Genomic DNA, 15,550 nt, shown 5'->3' with positions numbered 1-15,550 from the left:
AATTGGGTTAGTGAAATCTAGGTATGGAAGTATCGATTTATAAGAAGTTCTTAATGGAAATACTTCTGGTTTTCTTGCTGCTTCCTCATTTTTTTATAGGCCTCTTGCACCCCTATGCTTTCTGACACTTCTGATACAGGTACTTCCCACCAAGCATGGCCGTAGCCTGCCAGTTTTCTTTCTGGCTGAGTTTCTATGTAAATCACAGTAGTTTTTGTGAGTTTTTTCGCTGCGAGAAGCGCTTCATTGAGACTTGACACATTTGCTACTTTGATAAGTTCTGCTCCGAGGCTACGGATATTTTCAGCCAAGTCCACAGGCAATACCCCTCCATCAAGCTGATTTGTTGATGAATTTCTGTATTGGTATGAAGTACCAAAACCTTCTGTTCCAAGGGATTTGGAAAGACCACCTATACTGGCATAGCCATGGTTATTGATCAGAATAATGGTCAGCTTGTAGCCTTCTTGAATGGAAGTCACTATTTCCGAGCTCATCATTAAATAACTCCCATCTCCTACCATCACGTAGATTTCTCTTTCAGGGCACGCCATCTTTGCCCCTAGCCCACCTGCGATCTCATAGCCCATGCAAGAGTAGCCATACTCAAGATGAAAACCTTTTGGATCTCTCGTCCTCCATAATTTATGCAGATCACCTGGCAGACTACCCGCTGCACAAAGCACAACATCTTCTGGGTTTGAAAATTCATTGACAGCACCTATTACTTCGGACTGAAAAACGCTACTACCCTCAATGGATTGATAAGCTTCTGAGACTTTTTGATCCCAACTTAGATTGTATTCTTTCGCTAACTGAGTATACGAATTGTCAGTTTTGTATCCGTCCAACAGGCTCAACAACAAGGTCAAAGTAGCCTTAGCATCTCCAGTGAGTGGAATTGCACCATGTTTGAAAGCATCAAATGCTGCAATGTTGATATTGATAAACTTGACATCTTGATTTTGAAAAGCAGTCTTGGAGGCTGTAGTAAAATCACTGTATCGCGTACCTATACCTATGATCAGGTCCGCCTTTGTACTGAAAGCATTCGCGCCCTCGGTACCTGTAGCTCCAGTAGCTCCTATATTCATAGGATGATCGTAGGGTAATGATCCTTTGCCTGCAAAAGTCTCTCCCACGGGTATTCCTGTTTGAGAAGCAAAGTCATCCAGCACATCGGTAGCTTCACTATATATCACACCTCCCCCAGCGATGATCATTGGTCTTTTTGCATTACGAATCAATTCTACTGCTCTATTGACCAATTCTATATCAGGTAAAGGTCGAGGTATAAACCAAATCTTCTCATCAAACATAGAAACTGGAAAATCATATGACTCTGCTTGCACATCTTGAGGCAAACAAAGTGTAACAGCTCCTGTTTCTTCTTGAGAAGTGAGTACCCTCAGGGCTGAGGGCAGAGAATTAATAAGTTGCTCAGGTCTGTTGATCCTGTCCCAGAATTTTGAGACCGGCTTAAAGCAATCATTTACTGAGATATCTTGTGTATATGAGGCTTCTAATTGCTGAAGAACAGGATCCACCCTTCTTGTGGCGAATATATCTCCTGGTAAGAGTAAAACTGGAATCCTATTGATTGTGGCACCAGCTGCAGCAGTTATCATATTGGTCGCACCTGGACCTATGGATGAAGTGCATACCAATGTAGACAACCTATTTTTCATCTTAGCATAAGCAGCAGCTGTATGAACCATAGCCTGTTCATTTCTGCTTTGGTAATACCGAAAGCTAGGTGTCTGGTGTAAAGCCTGCCCAATACCCCCTACATTTCCATGTCCAAAAATCCCAAAGCAACCTGCAAAAAACGGCTGAACCACTCCATCTCTTTCTACTTTTTGTGCGATCAAATATTTGATAAGCGCTTGGGCTACTGTCAATTTTATAGTATTCATTATCTTGGGTTTAGGTATTTATGATTCAACAGGTACTTGAAATCCTCCCTGAGAACCTATGAAACTTAAGGATTCTTCAAGCGTAGGCATAAAGTTGGCACAACCTGATTGCAATACAACCTGTGCTCCACTGGCGTTACCCATTCGGCATGCTTTGTACAATGACCAGCCTTGTAAGTATCCGTAAATGAAACCCGAAGCAAATGCATCTCCTGCTCCAAGTACATTCAAAGGATCTACGGGAAAGCCTGGCACATTAAATACTTCACCACCTGCTGTATACACAGTCACTCCTTGCGAACCTCTCTTAACTAGCAAAATTTCAACACCAGTTTTTAGGATCAAATCAATAGCCTCTTCAATATCACCTGTAATCTTTGGAGCAGAAATTTGCTGGTGCTCTATGGTGATTTGACTTTGATCCTTAAGCATGGCCGCTAGAATCTCCTCTTCTGTACCTATCGCAATTTTGACCTTTGAGAGTAATGATCTTACTGTCAAACCAAAGGATCTTACATCTTGCCATTGATCTGCTCGGAAATCAATATCCAATACCACTGGCACAGCTACCTGATTTGCCTTTTCTACAGCATAAAACACTGTAGATCTACTTGGCTCTTTGCTCAAAGCTGTGGCTGAAATCTCCACCAATTTGTAAGCATTGAAGTTAATTTGTGATGCATGATCTAAAGTAATCTGAATATCAGCACAGTTATCTCTATAGTACACCAATGGGAATCTATCCGGAGGCTGTATTCCCAGCACAACTGCACTGCTTCTCGCTCCAGGTATTCTTGCTACATGAGTGGTATCTATGCTTTCATTCTGAAGAAAATTCAATATAAAATCGCCAACTTTATCCTCCCCCACTCCCGTAAACAAAGAGCATTTCAACCCCAAGCGAGCACAACCAGTGGCTATATTCAATGGTGAACCTCCTACAAAAGCATCAAAACCTTTGATATCCACAAAATCAGCACCGACTTGCTGACTGTATAGATCGATAGAAGAGCGACCTATAGTAATTACATCCATTTCTTTATTCATGATGATCATTCATTTGAGCAGTTACCATTGGAATTCTTGGGTCTTTTCCCTTCCAAGAATCAAAAATCCAGGTATGATCGGGGTCAGGTGTATTGGCAAGTGACTGATCGCTGCCTGTTAAGAAATTTAAATAGTAGACATTGTAACCATGCCCAGCCACTACGGGATGATACCCCTTGGGTACCAAGACTACATCATTGTTTCTTGCCACGGCAATCTCATCCAAACTTCTATCAGCTGTATACACTTGCTGTATGGCATACCCTTGTTTTTTATCAATCTTATAGAAATATGTTTCCTCAAGCCTAGCCTCCAAAACATCCCCTTTCTCATCTACTTTTCTTTCGTCATGTTTGTGGGCAGGAAAAGAACTCCAATTTCCTGAAGGAGTATATACCTCAACAGCTACAAGTCTATGGCATGAAGATCCAGGACCTACAAGGCTATTGATCTGCCTAGCAGCATTATCTCCTCCTCTAATTTCTATCTCTACTTGCACTGGAGTTTTGAAAAATGGCTCAAAATCTTGGTCAGTCTCACACCAGCCATAAGCAATATCTAATATTTCTGAGTTTGCAATTAATTCAAACTGTGTATTCCTAGGAAGATAAAGGGTATGCGCTATTCCAGAGAATACATCCTTTCGACCATTGATGGTCTGCCATTCCCCTTTGTCAGACTTTACTGAAAAATTCCCTGAAAGTAAGACAATAGCATACTCATGATCACCAGTATTACATTCCCATACTTCACCTTTCTGCATGAGTCTGGCTTCAAAATTTAAAAACTCCCAAGAGCCATCTACTTTCGTGACTGATTGATAGATTCCTTCACTTCCAATTGATTTGGCTAGAAGTGGATATTTATGATCCTTTTTCATTGATTTCTCAGTTTTAAGTGTTCATTTGATTGTCCAAAGAAATTGCATGACTTCCCTTTAGATCCAAGAAGCTCAAATTTACTTACAAGCATCTCGATCAACTCTTTTCTATATTGCTTCCCTGGTACAATAGGGTCAAAAAGGCATGGGTTTAGATAAAAATGCTCTCTATGCACAGCTGTCCAAAGAATACGTAGGTCTGTGGCGATATTGACTTTACAAATACCTAAAGGAATGGCCTTCTGAATCTCTTCATCCTTTACCCCGCGACTTCCAGTCATCATGCTTCCACCAAATCCATTTATTCGGGTAACATGATAAGGATTGACTGCAGATCCACCATGCAATACCAATGGAAACTTTGGAAGCATTTCTTGAATCATTGCTAAAATATCGAATCTTATTCCTTGCTTCCCTGCAAACTTGTACGCTCCATGGCTAGTTCCTACAGCTATAGCCAAACTATCACAATGACTTTGACTTACAAACGCAAGTACTTCTTCAGGTTTAGTATATTTTGCCTGACTATCTGATACATCGATATCATCTTCCACGCCACTTAGCACACCGAGCTCAGCCTCTACAGGAATACCATGAGCGTGAGCTTTTTTTACTATAGCAGAAGTCCTCTGCACATTATCTTCAAAAGATTCATGAGAGGCATCTATCATCACAGAAGAGTATTTACCTGACGATAATGCGGAGTCAATATGAGCTTCTACACCATGATCTAGGTGAAGGGCGTAAATTACATCTGGAAAAATTTCTGCTGCTGCATCTATCATAGCTATGATCATGGTCGCACCTGCATAATCTCTTGCCACTGGGGTGGTCTGGATGATAACAGGTGATCGTGAAACCGACGCAGCCTCAAAAACTCCCAATACTTGCTCCATGGTAAATACATTTACCGCAGCTATCGCATACTTTCCATAGCAATCATCAAACAGTCTTTGGGTAGATAATTTCATTATTTTGGGCATTTCTTTGTACTACAATACAACACGAAATACTCCATAAAAGAAAGAATTACACCAAATAGTCTTATGCAAAGGTTTGCATAATCAAAACTTAATTTTACAAAATAAAATCCTATATTCAGGATATATTAATTTTGTAACAAACATGATATTTAACAACCTATTACCGTCTTTATTCAAGCTCTACTAAAAACTACATGGTGCAAAACTTAACGTCCAAGTGAGAATTGAATTTAATGTTCATAGGATTTTTCAAAAAGTGAAAATTATATCGGAAGCTTTTTTGAAGACTCTCTAATCATGAGCTCAGGCTTCAATACCTCATACCTATAGCTGCTAGACTCATTGTCTGCCATCAAATTATCAAGTAGTATTTTTGCGGAGAGCAAACCTAAATCATAGATTGGTTGCCAAACTGAAGTGAGTGAAGGTTTGAAATAAGAACTGTATGGCTCATCATCAAATCCAACTAATGAAATCTCTTCAGGAATCTGTATCCCTCTTTCCCTGATTACTGACATTGCGCCAATGGCTATGGCATCATTATAACAAAAGACAGCATCAGGAATCACTTCTAAGTTCAACAAGGAAAGCATACATGTAACCCCACTTTCAGAACTAGAATCTTCTCCATTTATTATCAATTCATCAACAATTGACACATTATTTTTAGCAAGTGCATCTAAATAACCCATCTTTCTATGCTGGGTAGTAGACAGACTAGCTGCTCCACCAATATGCGCTATTCGCTTACAACCTGTCTTGACAAGGTATTCTACTGCTTGAAAAGCTCCGGAGTAATCATCTACAACTACTTTATCTGCTTCAAAACCTAAACAATCCCGATCAAATACAACCAACGGGAATCCAGAGCTTTTGATTTTCTCAAAGTGATCAAAAGTTGTCGTATTTGAGGAAGGAGAAATCAAAAAACCATCTACCCTAACCAAGGCCATTGCTTCCATCAGTCTGATTTCCTCTTCAAAAGATTCATTTGATTGGCTTATCATTAACTTATACCCACTACTACCTACTTTATCTTGAATCCCATTGATAGCAGTAGAAAAATAATAACTTGTAATTTCCGGGACCACGACCCCCAAGATCTTAGTACGCTTATTCAAAAGGCTCAATGCAAGCTGATTCGGACTGTAATTCATCTTTTTTGCCAAATCCATAATCACTTTCTTTCTTTCTTCACTAATGAATGGACTATTATTCAAAGCTCTGGAAATAGTGGAAGGCGAAACATTAAGTTCCTTTGCCAAATCAGTTATCGTAACTTGCCCCTTTTTCATTTATTATCTTTCAAATAGTCATTTTTGGTGACACTACACCTTGTTCGATAGGCTATTTAAGTATTTTTTATCGAAAATAAAATATATTACCACAACCCTATTGCGTAGCTAAATAACTTCATATATATTTGTAGTCAAATGACTACACAATGAACTTACGAAGAGATATATTTCAGGCGATAGCAGATCCTACGAGAAGAGCTATTTTGCTTCTTTTGGCAACTCAATCACTTTCAGCGGGATCCATAGCCGCAAATTTTGAAACGGCCAGACCTACAGTATCTAAGCACCTTCAGATTCTAACCTCTTGTGAACTTCTCAGCCAGAGGCAAAAAGGTCGGGAGGTCTACTACCAACTCAATATTGAAAAAATGAAGGAAATAGAAGACTTTATAGAACCCTTCAGGAAAATTTGGGAGGAGAGATTTGACAAACTTGAGCAGGTGATGAAAAACTACCAATCAAACAATCAGTAAAATGGAACCAAAAACAAAAGTATCTGCACCAGAAGGTCTGCAAGAAATTCTAATCACTAGAACTTTTAATCTTCCCGTAGAACTGTTATATAAAGCCCATACTATACCTTCTTTGATAGAGCAATGGATGAATAACAAAGTCCTAGAATTAAACAATGAAGCATTTGGATCATACCAGTTTGAGAACAAAGATGAGCATGGAAATATCCTTTTTCTCGCTCAAGGTTGCATCCATTCCATCGTAGAGAACTCACAAATCGTAAGAACTTTTCAAATGGTAAATGCAGGCTTTCCAGTTCAATTGGAATTCTTAGATTTCAAATCTACCTCTAATAACCAGAGCAAGCTTGACATTAAAATCATATTCAAATCTGTAGAAGACAGGAATAACCTACTCAAGCTACCCTTTGCCCAAGGTATTAATGGAGCTCATAACAGGTTACAAAAAATCCTCAAACCACTATAAAATTTATACTTATGAAAACCCAAAGCACAAAAACAAAAAGAATCATCTATTGGATATCAACCGGATGGCTTTCGCTCGGAATGGTATCAAGTGGAATCGTTCAACTTATCCAAATGGATGACAATGTTACCATGTTCGATAAGCTTGGCTACCCTTCCTATTTATTGACCCTATTGGGAACATGGAAAATGCTAGGTGTGATCGCAATACTCTCACCAAAGATCCCCATATTAAAAGAATGGGCTTATGCTGGCTTTTTCTTTGTCTCTACAGGAGCCATCATTTCTCATATGGCAGTATCGGATCCAGTGTCAGAGATTTTCCCAGGTATTTTGTTGCTAGTCTTGACCCTAGTATCTTGGTACTTTAGACCTGAAGACCGAAAAATCTCGCAAATATGAAAGAAGAAATAAAGATCAACCCATTGGTTGATAAGTATTTGATAGATGGATGTATGCGTTGTAAGTATGGCGGTACAGCACAATGCAAAGTATTAAAGTGGACCAATGAGTTAGAAACACTGCGACAATTGGCACTAGAAACTGGGCTAAGGGAAGAGATCAAATGGGGAGTACCCGTATACACCCATGAGGGTAAAAATATCATCACTGTAAATGCCCTCAAAGACACTGCAAATATTGGCTTTTATAAAGGAGCCATTCTTAAAGATGAGGCTCAGATATTGGAGCAACAAGGTAATATTCAGGCAGCAAGAATTGTAAAGTTTACTAATGTAGCTGAAATCGAGAAGGTTAAACCCAAGCTCAAAACATACATTCTGGAAGCCATAAAATTAGAAAGAGAAGGAAAAAAGGTAGAAACTGTAAAAAATCCTGAACCCATTCCTGAAGAATTATCACAGGCATTTGAAGAAGATGAACTTTTCAAAAATGCTTTCAAGTCCTTGACACTTGGAAGACAAAGGGGCTATATAATCCACTTTTCCCAACCAAAACAAAGCGCTACAAGAATGTCACGAATTCAAAAATTCAAAACCCAAATCCTAGAAGGTATAGGCTTGCATGACCATTATAAAAAGAAGTGATATTTCGGATTGCAGATTGATTTTAACAATCAATTACTACCATGTAACAGACTGAATATCCCGAAATAACGAAACAACTTATGGGTATAAACAAATACCTTAGAAGAATTAATTTTACAAAAAATGTTATCAGGGATAATAATACTTTGTTTCAGCTTCATAAACATCACATCCTAAACGTAGCATTTGAAAACCTTGATATACTTTTTAAAAGAAAACATACTTTCAACTAAAGAAAGGTGCAGATGGCTGATTTTTATGATATTTATTTAGACAAACAGATTAATCCTTTGTCGTTTTTTGTGAATTTTTTTTTGCAACAAGATGAGGGCTAGAGATTAGACTTTCCTTATGGGTTTATTTCCATTTGATCTTTTACAATAGTTCTGAAGGTAAGGTTGATGCGTGGACTACGAACAGTTTTGGTTGGTGGAAGCCGGTGTAGCCAGTGACTTTGGGTGGTTCCTTTCATTACCAATAAGCTTCCCTGCTCTAAAATCATGGAGACAACTTCTTTGGTATCTTTGTGTTTGAATGCAAATTTCCGCTCTGCACCAAAACTCACTGATCCTATGGCTCCATTTTTTTTCAAATCCTTCTCTCCATCGCTGTGCCAAGCCATACCTTCCTCTCCACTATGATACAAGTTCAAAAGACAAGAATTGTATGTTTCTGCTGATATCTCTTCTATGGTTTTCTTCAATTTCAAAAGTGACTCAGTCCAAGGAAGGGCTCTCTTGGTGATTTTTGAATAAGTGTATTCGAATGGTTCATCACCATACCAAGCTACTTTTCTCTTGGTAATAATTCGTTTGCCATAGATCAGTGCCTCATCATTCCTCCATGCTATGTTATGAAGCAATTCATCGTAATATTCCTTGGATTCATCTAAGTCAAAGATTTTTCCATAGTAAAAAACCTCCCCATCTTTTGGCAAGCAATTTCGAGTAACATCCCTTCGATCTTCAAATAAATCCATCTTAAATACTCATTTTTTATGAATGAAACCATCCTATATACAAAGCAAATATAGGATCAAATTGTTGAAATGGAGGAAAGAATAAAATTGAAATGAATGAACTTTTATGTCCTTTCAATCATTTTATTCATGTGATTTCTTTTTTGAATTGGAAGACAAAATTCATCAATAAAAGGACAAATTATCAATTCTCTAAATCCCAATAAGAGGTCTTCCAAACCTCTTCATTGACCCAAATTATGACAAAAAACACCATTTCATATGCTATCCTTGAGCTTGCACTTGTACCCCAAGGTGACTCCATCAAAAAGACTTTAAATAATTCACTCACCTTTGCCAAACATGCTGAAAACTTGGGCTACTCTAGGTTTTGGTTTGCCGAGCACCACAATTCTGAAAATATTGGAAGTAGTGCAACTTCATTGCTGATTGGGTATGTTGCAGAAAACACGACAAAGATTAAAGTTGGATCAGGAGGTATTATGCTTCCCAATCATTCTCCATTGATTATTGCCGAGCAATTTGGCACACTTGCTCATTTGTATCCCAATCGAATCGACTTGGGAATAGGTCGGGCACCTGGTACTGATACGCAAACCGCGCAAGCCATCAGGTCAGATTTCATGAAAGCTGCATATGCATTTCCAGAAGAGTTAGAAAAAATTCAAAAATACTTTTCAAAGGATAACAAATCCTCAAAAGTACGTGCTACCATTGCAGAAGGCACTGATGTCCCTATCTATATCTTGGGTTCTAGCACAGATAGCGCACACTTAGCTGCCAAAAAGGGACTTCCTTATGCTTTTGCCAGCCACTTTGCTACCACGCACCTATTCAATGCCCTGAATATTTATCATAATGAATTTCAGCCTTCAGCCGAACTTAGCGCCCCTTACACTATGGCTGGTGTAAACATCATCATAGCTGATACAGATGAAGAAGCTGAAAGGCAGTTTACTACACTTATTCGCATGTTTTTGGGAGTACTATCTGGCTATCGAGAAGGTCTGCAACCACCAAGTGAGTTAACAGATGAGCTTCGAGGCCTACTTTCGCATCCTTCTGTCGAGCAAATGCTAAGATATGCTTTTGTGGGGAGTAAAGAGACTGTGAAAATGCAGGTGAAGAAATTCTTGAAAGACACTAGGGTTAATGAATTGATAGCTGTAATGAACACCTATCATTTAGAAGACAGGATGAAGTCAGCTAAATATTTTGCTGAAATCATGCAAGAAATTAACCAATAAATCAAAAAGGCCTGCATGATGCAGGCCTTTTTGATTATCTACTTTTAGTTCAAAGTATCACGTTCCATTTCCATTTCTTCCAATTCTTCAATTGGCTCATTGGTGTAGGTTGTGTCTTCGTACACTTCTGGTTCTTCAGGTTCTAGAAGAGTGTCTTCTGTGGTTTTGTTACCACACGATGCTAATGTAGCCATCCCGGCCAAAAGCATCCATGCAAATAGTTTTTTCATAATTTGTTGGTTTTTTAGTCCTTAATGGATAATTACTAAGTCACAAAAGCCATGCTAGAAATACTAATGTCCAGAAATATTACTAATTTAAATAGTATTTTATCCCAAATTAATCTAAAATCAATGCTTAAAATAACTTGAAGTCCTTCCAATGATAAGCAATTCCCAAATAGAAGCTACTGTCCAACCTGGAGCAAAGATATCATTGTAAAAGCCCTTTCCGTTTTTACCATAATCCCATGCTGTATGCTGTACGACTTCAGGATAGTACCCTGGCTTGGCTATACCCATAAGATTACCTTGGTGGGGAAGTAACTGTTCCCGCATGGAAGTTCTAATAACTTGAGCAAATGCTGCAAAATCACCTTCACTGGTCTCATCAGCCAACCAGTCTAAAACTTCATCAAATTCAAATATAAATACGTCAATATGGTTGTTTTCTACGGAAACATTACCCCATCCCCTACTTTTGAGACCTATATCTCCCAGCATTTGACCTTGAGCAAAAGGCACATCCCAAGTGTAATACCATGAAAGCGTAAAGTATGCAGCTTTCTTAGCGAGATTGACGTAGTGTTCTCTTTCTTTTCCTTTGGTGATTTGAGCCATATAGTACATAGCTGTAGCTGCATACAAGGAAGCTTCTTTGTCCTCGCAATCTGCATCTAAGGTAGATGAGAAATAATCCGACGGTCCAATAATTGCCTCTTCTTGATATTTGGCAACTTTTCTCGCTATATCCAAGTATTTTTTCTCTTTGAAATATTGAAAAGCCATCGCCAGAGGCAAGACTATAGACGGAGTACTACCTCCTGTCTCATCTATCACTTGAAGTTTGGCATCAAACTTTCTCGGAAAGCTACCATCTGACATTTGTAACTTGATTAAAGTATCAAACAAGCCTTTCACTTTCTTTTCTAATTCAGGATGAGTTCTTTTCATTTTTCGCTCATACTGTAAGTAAAATAACATTGCATAAAGCCCCTCAGATTGTCTACGAATAGAAAAGACACTTGCCTCTGTTTTTTTATCAAAATCTACAACCTCTCTGATCAATCCATCATCGTTGAAACCATTGGCTTCATAGCTTGCAAAGATCGCTTGTGACATCTCAAGTAATTCTTGATCTTGATTTGCCTCTGCAAACTCCAGCGCATTGAAAGCATTGAGTAACACCCTTCCAATAAAGCCGATCTCCAAAATCCCAGTTGACTCACAAGTAGTTGTTTTGATATGTACTCCCGAAAAGCCCTTTAGTGTCTCAAAATCAACATAGGAGGCCTTGAAGTATTTCACCAATTCTTGCTTGATCTGGTGATCAGTGAATTTTTGGTCAACAAGCGGTTCTGGCTTCAATAGCCCATAACTATGGTGCCATATAGCCTCCACAAATGCTGAATAATCCGTGCTTTTATGCTTCTGAATTCTATAAGACAAAGTTTGCTCTTCACCCTTTTCTAATTTAGAATATGCCGTGACTGGTGAAGCCAATGTGAGTTTTCTAATATAGGTGTGAGGATGCTCTGCATGTGGATAGGCATATTCTAGGTAAGTATGATCTTCAGATTTACCAAATCCTAAGGCACCCAAGTCTGATTTCCCTGAAAGTATTACATCACCAGATTCGTGAGTGGTCAAGGCGGCTGTTTTGATATCATCCAGTCTCATCAAGCTGTAACCATACTGCTGATTGGGATCAAAAACACTCACCAAAGGTGTACTCATTCTATCTTCCCTGATCAGCCAATCTGTAGACTCTCTGACTGAAGGAGCATTGTCAGGTGATCTCAAGTTCTTCCGATACCAATACCCAGGAAGTAGCAACATGCTGGGTTGGTAAGACATATCTTTGAACTGCATTTTTGAAGAAAAGTTGAAATAGACCTTTTCTCTTGCTACAATGTTAACTTTAACATCAGCATAACTGTCTTGTTCAATGATTTGAACTTGAATTTCTAATGGTACGTCTTCATTAGCTTGGTATCGACCATTATCGTCTAGCTTTATGGGAATGTTTACGGCTGGATTACCTGGTTTTAGCAATTTCAACTCATAGGAAGCATCAGCAAACTGGAAAGCATGAAGATTTGAGACAGAAGTGATAAACATCAGCCACGAAAGGATTGATAATTTCATTTTCATATCCATATCAATTGAAAACTGGTGCAGGTCTACTGCTCAAACTTGGTACACTTTGCTCGATTGTCGGCCAACCGTCTCTCCAAATCAACTTATCAAGCATCAAAGGTCTTCTGCTAGCCCCATTCTGTAACAAAGGGTTACCTTTTGGTATAGCATGATATAAAAGCCAATCATCGCCAGCATCATCTGACATGATATGACCATTATGCCCTGGACCTGCGAAGCCATAATTTTCGCTATTGCCACTCAAAATAACCTCCCCATAGTTCCCTGTTTTGATATCATTTCCAGCCTTATCTACATAGGGTCCCAAAATGTTATCCGAGACTGCTACCCTAACCCTATAAGAACTATTTGCGCCATCGCAACATGATCCTTCTGAGCCGAAGTAGTAGTATTTCCCATCCTTCTTGTGGACATAGCTTGCCTCTAGGTGATTGTACCCAATGTGAATTTTCTCCCCTTTGACACTTTTCCCATCATCGGCAAGTTCCACCACATAAATCCCATGAAAACTTCCCCAAAAGAGATACTTTTTTCCATCATCCTCAATGTAAAATGCATCTATAGAATTTGCCACACCGATCTCTTGCGAAAGAAAAAACTTACCTTGATCGATAAATGGCCCCTCTGGTCTGCTTGCAATTGCTAAACCTATCCCAGGATTAGGATCACCCCAAGTTGAGTAAGAATAATACATGAAAAACTCATTCCCCACTTTCACTACATCAGGAGCCCAAAGCCCTCCTTGATCTTTCCATGCTGGCTTAGCAGGAAAAGCCGTGCCTACCAATTCCCAATTGACCAAGTCAACGGACTTTACGATTGGCACCAATTTATGTCCGCCTTCATTTCCCCAATTATCCTCTGTGCCATAAGCATAGAAAACTCCTTCATGCTCTAGTACTGACGGATCTGCTAATACTGGTCTGAAAACTGGGTTGACATAGGTCGTCTGAGCTTCTCCAGGTTCATTGCCTCCTTGACTTGGATTCTCATTTTCGGGGTCTCCACATCCTCCCGCAGTCAAGAAGAGTACTGAAACAAGCCCTAAACTTAATCTTAAATAATTCATCATGAAACATTTATAAGTTTAAAAGAAACAGGGAAAACCCCTGTTTCAAATTAGATTTAATAGGTTAAAATCTCAATTAAATGTATAATTTTTCGTAAGCATACGACCAGCTTTTTGCTCCAGATCATTTAATAATCTGCGACCAATCAGATTAAACATTTTATATCAATTGGTATCAGATCCTAATAAAAACTGGTAACAAACCTGAATTACATTTCTAAATCATTACCAACCTGGATTCTGAACGAGATTTCTATTGATATCAAGATCTCTTTGTGGTATTGGCAAAAACTCATGTCTACCAACCACAAAGTTGTTGAACCCTGGATCTCTAGGAGCTAGATCTCTTCCAAGATCACCCCATCTGGCAAGGTCAGACCAGCGATGTCCTTCACCCGAAAGCTCAAGCAAGCGCTCATGCTTCAACTGCTCCAAGAATGCTTCTTGTCCAAGTCCTGGACGTGCAGTTGATAGCGCTGGTAATCCTACTCTAGCTCTTACCCTATCCACATGAGCATAAGCTTGGCTCGTCCTGCCAGTGGCGTTAAGCACTTCTGCATACATGAGAAGAACGTCCGCATATCGAATCACGCGATAGTTGTTGGGAGACCTATATCCTTCTTCATTTTTCCAATGATCATTGAGGAATTTTCTAAAATATGCCCTTGTATTTCCAGAACCGTAGCGCTGCGTAAAGGACTGGCCATAAACCATACTGAAATCAGGCCCCCTTTCATCTGTGAATGCGTACAGATAGGATGCTGCTAACCTTGGATCTCTTTCACCATTAGTCGTTTGCTCTTCCAAGAATTCGGCAATGGCCCAGGTTCTTGCCTCTGCATCCGCCCAACCAATACCCGGAGGGGCTAGAAACTGAGGAATAGATGTGCCGTAATTATGGTTTGGTGTACTCACATCATTATCTGTAACCTCTGTAGCATTGACTGTGAACTGCCACTCAAAAATTGACTCTTGATTGTTTTCAGATGTGATCAGAAAATTGTCTCTGTAGTTTGGCATAAGGTTGTAAACAGATGCACCTTCACCGTTGACTAGCCAATTGAGTGGAGCTTCAGCCTGATCATATTTACCTTGCTGCATAAATACCTTCGCAAGTAAGGCATGAGCGGCACCTTTGGTAACTCTACCTAAATCCCTGCTATTTGGATAAACAGCTGGAAGCCCATCTACAGCACGTCCAAGATCCAACTCAACTTGCGCCCAAACTTGTGCTTGAGGCGTAGTAGGTGGCAAATCGGTAGGCTTGGAAGCTTCTAACATCATTGGGACATTTCCCCATAGTAAGGCCAGGTTATAATAAAAATACCCTCTCAGAAAATAAGCCTCTCCCAACAGTCTATTTTTTAAGGCATTGTCCATTTCTATAGCTGGTACATTGTCAATAACTTGATTGGCACGAAAAATCCCAACATAACAATCCACCCATACATCGATAACTGGACCGAAATTATAATCAGGCTGGATAAACCCTCCCATGGCGTTAGCCAAATCAGACCATGGACTTCCAGAGAACCCTTCATCTGATCTGGTAATGTGTAAAATAGGCATCCACCTTGACATTCCTGGACGGGCAAAAGTCGAATAGATAGCGTTTACACCTTGCTCGGCATCTGTGGCGTTTTGCCAAAACACTTCCATTGTCGGTTGGTTTGGATTGGTAATGTCCAATTCTGGGCTACAACTAAGCACTACTGCTGAAGCTGCCATTAATATATATTTTGAAATCTTTTTCATGATTTAAATGCTTT

Annotated in this window: 15 protein-coding genes; 5 read left to right on the top strand and 10 right to left on the bottom strand. The window is 39.3% G+C overall.

Going from position 1 to position 15,550, the window contains the following annotated elements; translation table 11 throughout:
* Positions 1-50 precede the first annotated feature (50 nt).
* The 5 genes from iolD to MM239_RS08580 form a co-directional block, all read right to left on the bottom strand.
* Positions 51-1,916 (bottom strand): 3D-(3,5/4)-trihydroxycyclohexane-1,2-dione acylhydrolase (decyclizing), encoded by a 1,866-nt coding sequence (iolD, locus tag MM239_RS08600; RefSeq protein WP_241347797.1) that lies wholly within the window; start codon positions 1,914-1,916, stop codon positions 51-53.
* Positions 1,917-1,934: 18 nt separating this feature from the next.
* Positions 1,935-2,963 carry a 5-dehydro-2-deoxygluconokinase gene (gene iolC / locus MM239_RS08595; protein ID WP_241347796.1) on the bottom strand — a complete coding sequence of 343 codons (1,029 nt, stop codon included), beginning with the start codon at positions 2,961-2,963 and terminating at the stop codon, positions 1,935-1,937.
* Positions 2,956-3,843, bottom strand: a complete 888-nt coding sequence (gene iolB / locus MM239_RS08590; RefSeq protein ID WP_241347795.1) for a 5-deoxy-glucuronate isomerase — start codon at positions 3,841-3,843, stop codon at positions 2,956-2,958. Before iolB ends, iolC begins: the two co-directional genes overlap by 8 nt.
* On the bottom strand, positions 3,840-4,814 hold the full coding sequence (locus tag MM239_RS08585; RefSeq protein ID WP_241347794.1) for a class II fructose-bisphosphate aldolase: 975 nt from the start codon (positions 4,812-4,814) through the stop codon (positions 3,840-3,842). The genes iolB and MM239_RS08585 overlap by 4 nt, the downstream gene beginning before the upstream one ends.
* 275 nt (positions 4,815-5,089) lie before the next feature.
* On the bottom strand, positions 5,090-6,121 hold the full coding sequence (locus MM239_RS08580; protein ID WP_241347793.1) for a LacI family DNA-binding transcriptional regulator: 1,032 nt from the start codon (positions 6,119-6,121) through the stop codon (positions 5,090-5,092).
* Between the two features lie 149 nt (positions 6,122-6,270).
* On the opposite strand from MM239_RS08580, the gene MM239_RS08575 reads away from it, so the two are divergent.
* The 4 genes from MM239_RS08575 to MM239_RS08560 are packed head-to-tail and all read left to right on the top strand — an operon-like array spanning position 6,271 to position 8,108.
* Positions 6,271-6,597 (top strand): ArsR/SmtB family transcription factor, encoded by a 327-nt coding sequence (locus tag MM239_RS08575; RefSeq protein ID WP_241347792.1) that lies wholly within the window; start codon positions 6,271-6,273, stop codon positions 6,595-6,597.
* Between the two features lies 1 nt (position 6,598).
* On the top strand, positions 6,599-7,063 hold the full coding sequence (locus MM239_RS08570; protein ID WP_241347791.1) for an SRPBCC domain-containing protein: 465 nt from the start codon (positions 6,599-6,601) through the stop codon (positions 7,061-7,063).
* Between the two features lie 11 nt (positions 7,064-7,074).
* Positions 7,075-7,464, top strand: a complete 390-nt coding sequence (locus tag MM239_RS08565; RefSeq protein WP_241347790.1) for a DoxX family protein — start codon at positions 7,075-7,077, stop codon at positions 7,462-7,464.
* A complete protein-coding gene (locus MM239_RS08560; RefSeq protein WP_241347789.1) occupies positions 7,461-8,108 on the top strand; it encodes a YdeI/OmpD-associated family protein in 648 nt (215 codons plus the stop codon). Before MM239_RS08565 ends, MM239_RS08560 begins: the two co-directional genes overlap by 4 nt.
* A 349-nt stretch (positions 8,109-8,457) precedes the next feature.
* On the opposite strand, the gene MM239_RS08555 is transcribed toward MM239_RS08560, so the two are convergent.
* Complete coding sequence (locus tag MM239_RS08555) at positions 8,458-9,087, bottom strand: alpha-ketoglutarate-dependent dioxygenase AlkB family protein (protein WP_241347788.1); 630 nt, start codon at positions 9,085-9,087, stop codon at positions 8,458-8,460.
* Between the two features lie 239 nt (positions 9,088-9,326).
* Between MM239_RS08555 and MM239_RS08550 the strand changes: the two genes are divergently transcribed.
* Complete coding sequence (locus MM239_RS08550) at positions 9,327-10,334, top strand: LLM class flavin-dependent oxidoreductase (RefSeq protein WP_241347787.1); 1,008 nt, start codon at positions 9,327-9,329, stop codon at positions 10,332-10,334.
* Between the two features lie 44 nt (positions 10,335-10,378).
* On the opposite strand, the gene MM239_RS08545 is transcribed toward MM239_RS08550, so the two are convergent.
* From MM239_RS08545 to MM239_RS08530, 4 genes are all read right to left on the bottom strand, one after another.
* Complete coding sequence (locus MM239_RS08545) at positions 10,379-10,564, bottom strand: hypothetical protein (protein ID WP_241347786.1); 186 nt, start codon at positions 10,562-10,564, stop codon at positions 10,379-10,381.
* 120 nt (positions 10,565-10,684) lie between these two features.
* On the bottom strand, positions 10,685-12,706 hold the full coding sequence (locus MM239_RS08540) for a hypothetical protein (protein ID WP_241347785.1): 2,022 nt from the start codon (positions 12,704-12,706) through the stop codon (positions 10,685-10,687).
* Between the two features lie 7 nt (positions 12,707-12,713).
* Entirely contained in the window at positions 12,714-13,784 is a 1,071-nt protein-coding gene (locus tag MM239_RS08535) for a family 43 glycosylhydrolase (RefSeq protein WP_241347784.1), read from the bottom strand.
* A gap of 222 nt (positions 13,785-14,006) precedes the next feature.
* Positions 14,007-15,536 carry a RagB/SusD family nutrient uptake outer membrane protein gene (locus tag MM239_RS08530; RefSeq protein ID WP_241347783.1) on the bottom strand — a complete coding sequence of 510 codons (1,530 nt, stop codon included), beginning with the start codon at positions 15,534-15,536 and terminating at the stop codon, positions 14,007-14,009.
* Positions 15,537-15,550 lie beyond the last annotated feature (14 nt).

It is taken from the genome of Belliella filtrata, from assembly GCF_022549775.1.
GTDB lineage: Bacteria > Bacteroidota > Bacteroidia > Cytophagales > Cyclobacteriaceae > Belliella > Belliella filtrata.
The sequence above is the reverse complement of the archived record's forward strand: the minus strand, read 5'-3'. Positions and strand labels throughout refer to the sequence as shown.

Coding starts and splice junctions, on each gene's coding strand:
- iolD (WP_241347797.1), bottom strand. CDS start 1,916: ATGAATACTATAAAATTGACAGTAGCCCAAGCGCTTATCAAATATTTG.
- iolC (WP_241347796.1), bottom strand. CDS start 2,963: ATGAATAAAGAAATGGATGTAATTACTATAGGTCGCTCTTCTATCGAT.
- iolB (WP_241347795.1), bottom strand. CDS start 3,843: ATGAAAAAGGATCATAAATATCCACTTCTAGCCAAATCAATTGGAAGT.
- MM239_RS08585 (WP_241347794.1), bottom strand. CDS start 4,814: ATGAAATTATCTACCCAAAGACTGTTTGATGATTGCTATGGAAAGTAT.
- MM239_RS08580 (WP_241347793.1), bottom strand. CDS start 6,121: ATGAAAAAGGGGCAAGTTACGATAACTGATTTGGCAAAGGAACTTAAT.
- MM239_RS08575 (WP_241347792.1), top strand. CDS start 6,271: ATGAACTTACGAAGAGATATATTTCAGGCGATAGCAGATCCTACGAGA.
- MM239_RS08570 (WP_241347791.1), top strand. CDS start 6,599: ATGGAACCAAAAACAAAAGTATCTGCACCAGAAGGTCTGCAAGAAATT.
- MM239_RS08565 (WP_241347790.1), top strand. CDS start 7,075: ATGAAAACCCAAAGCACAAAAACAAAAAGAATCATCTATTGGATATCA.
- MM239_RS08560 (WP_241347789.1), top strand. CDS start 7,461: ATGAAAGAAGAAATAAAGATCAACCCATTGGTTGATAAGTATTTGATA.
- MM239_RS08555 (WP_241347788.1), bottom strand. CDS start 9,087: ATGGATTTATTTGAAGATCGAAGGGATGTTACTCGAAATTGCTTGCCA.
- MM239_RS08550 (WP_241347787.1), top strand. CDS start 9,327: ATGACAAAAAACACCATTTCATATGCTATCCTTGAGCTTGCACTTGTA.
- MM239_RS08545 (WP_241347786.1), bottom strand. CDS start 10,564: ATGAAAAAACTATTTGCATGGATGCTTTTGGCCGGGATGGCTACATTA.
- MM239_RS08540 (WP_241347785.1), bottom strand. CDS start 12,706: ATGAAAATGAAATTATCAATCCTTTCGTGGCTGATGTTTATCACTTCT.
- MM239_RS08535 (WP_241347784.1), bottom strand. CDS start 13,784: ATGATGAATTATTTAAGATTAAGTTTAGGGCTTGTTTCAGTACTCTTC.
- MM239_RS08530 (WP_241347783.1), bottom strand. CDS start 15,536: ATGAAAAAGATTTCAAAATATATATTAATGGCAGCTTCAGCAGTAGTG.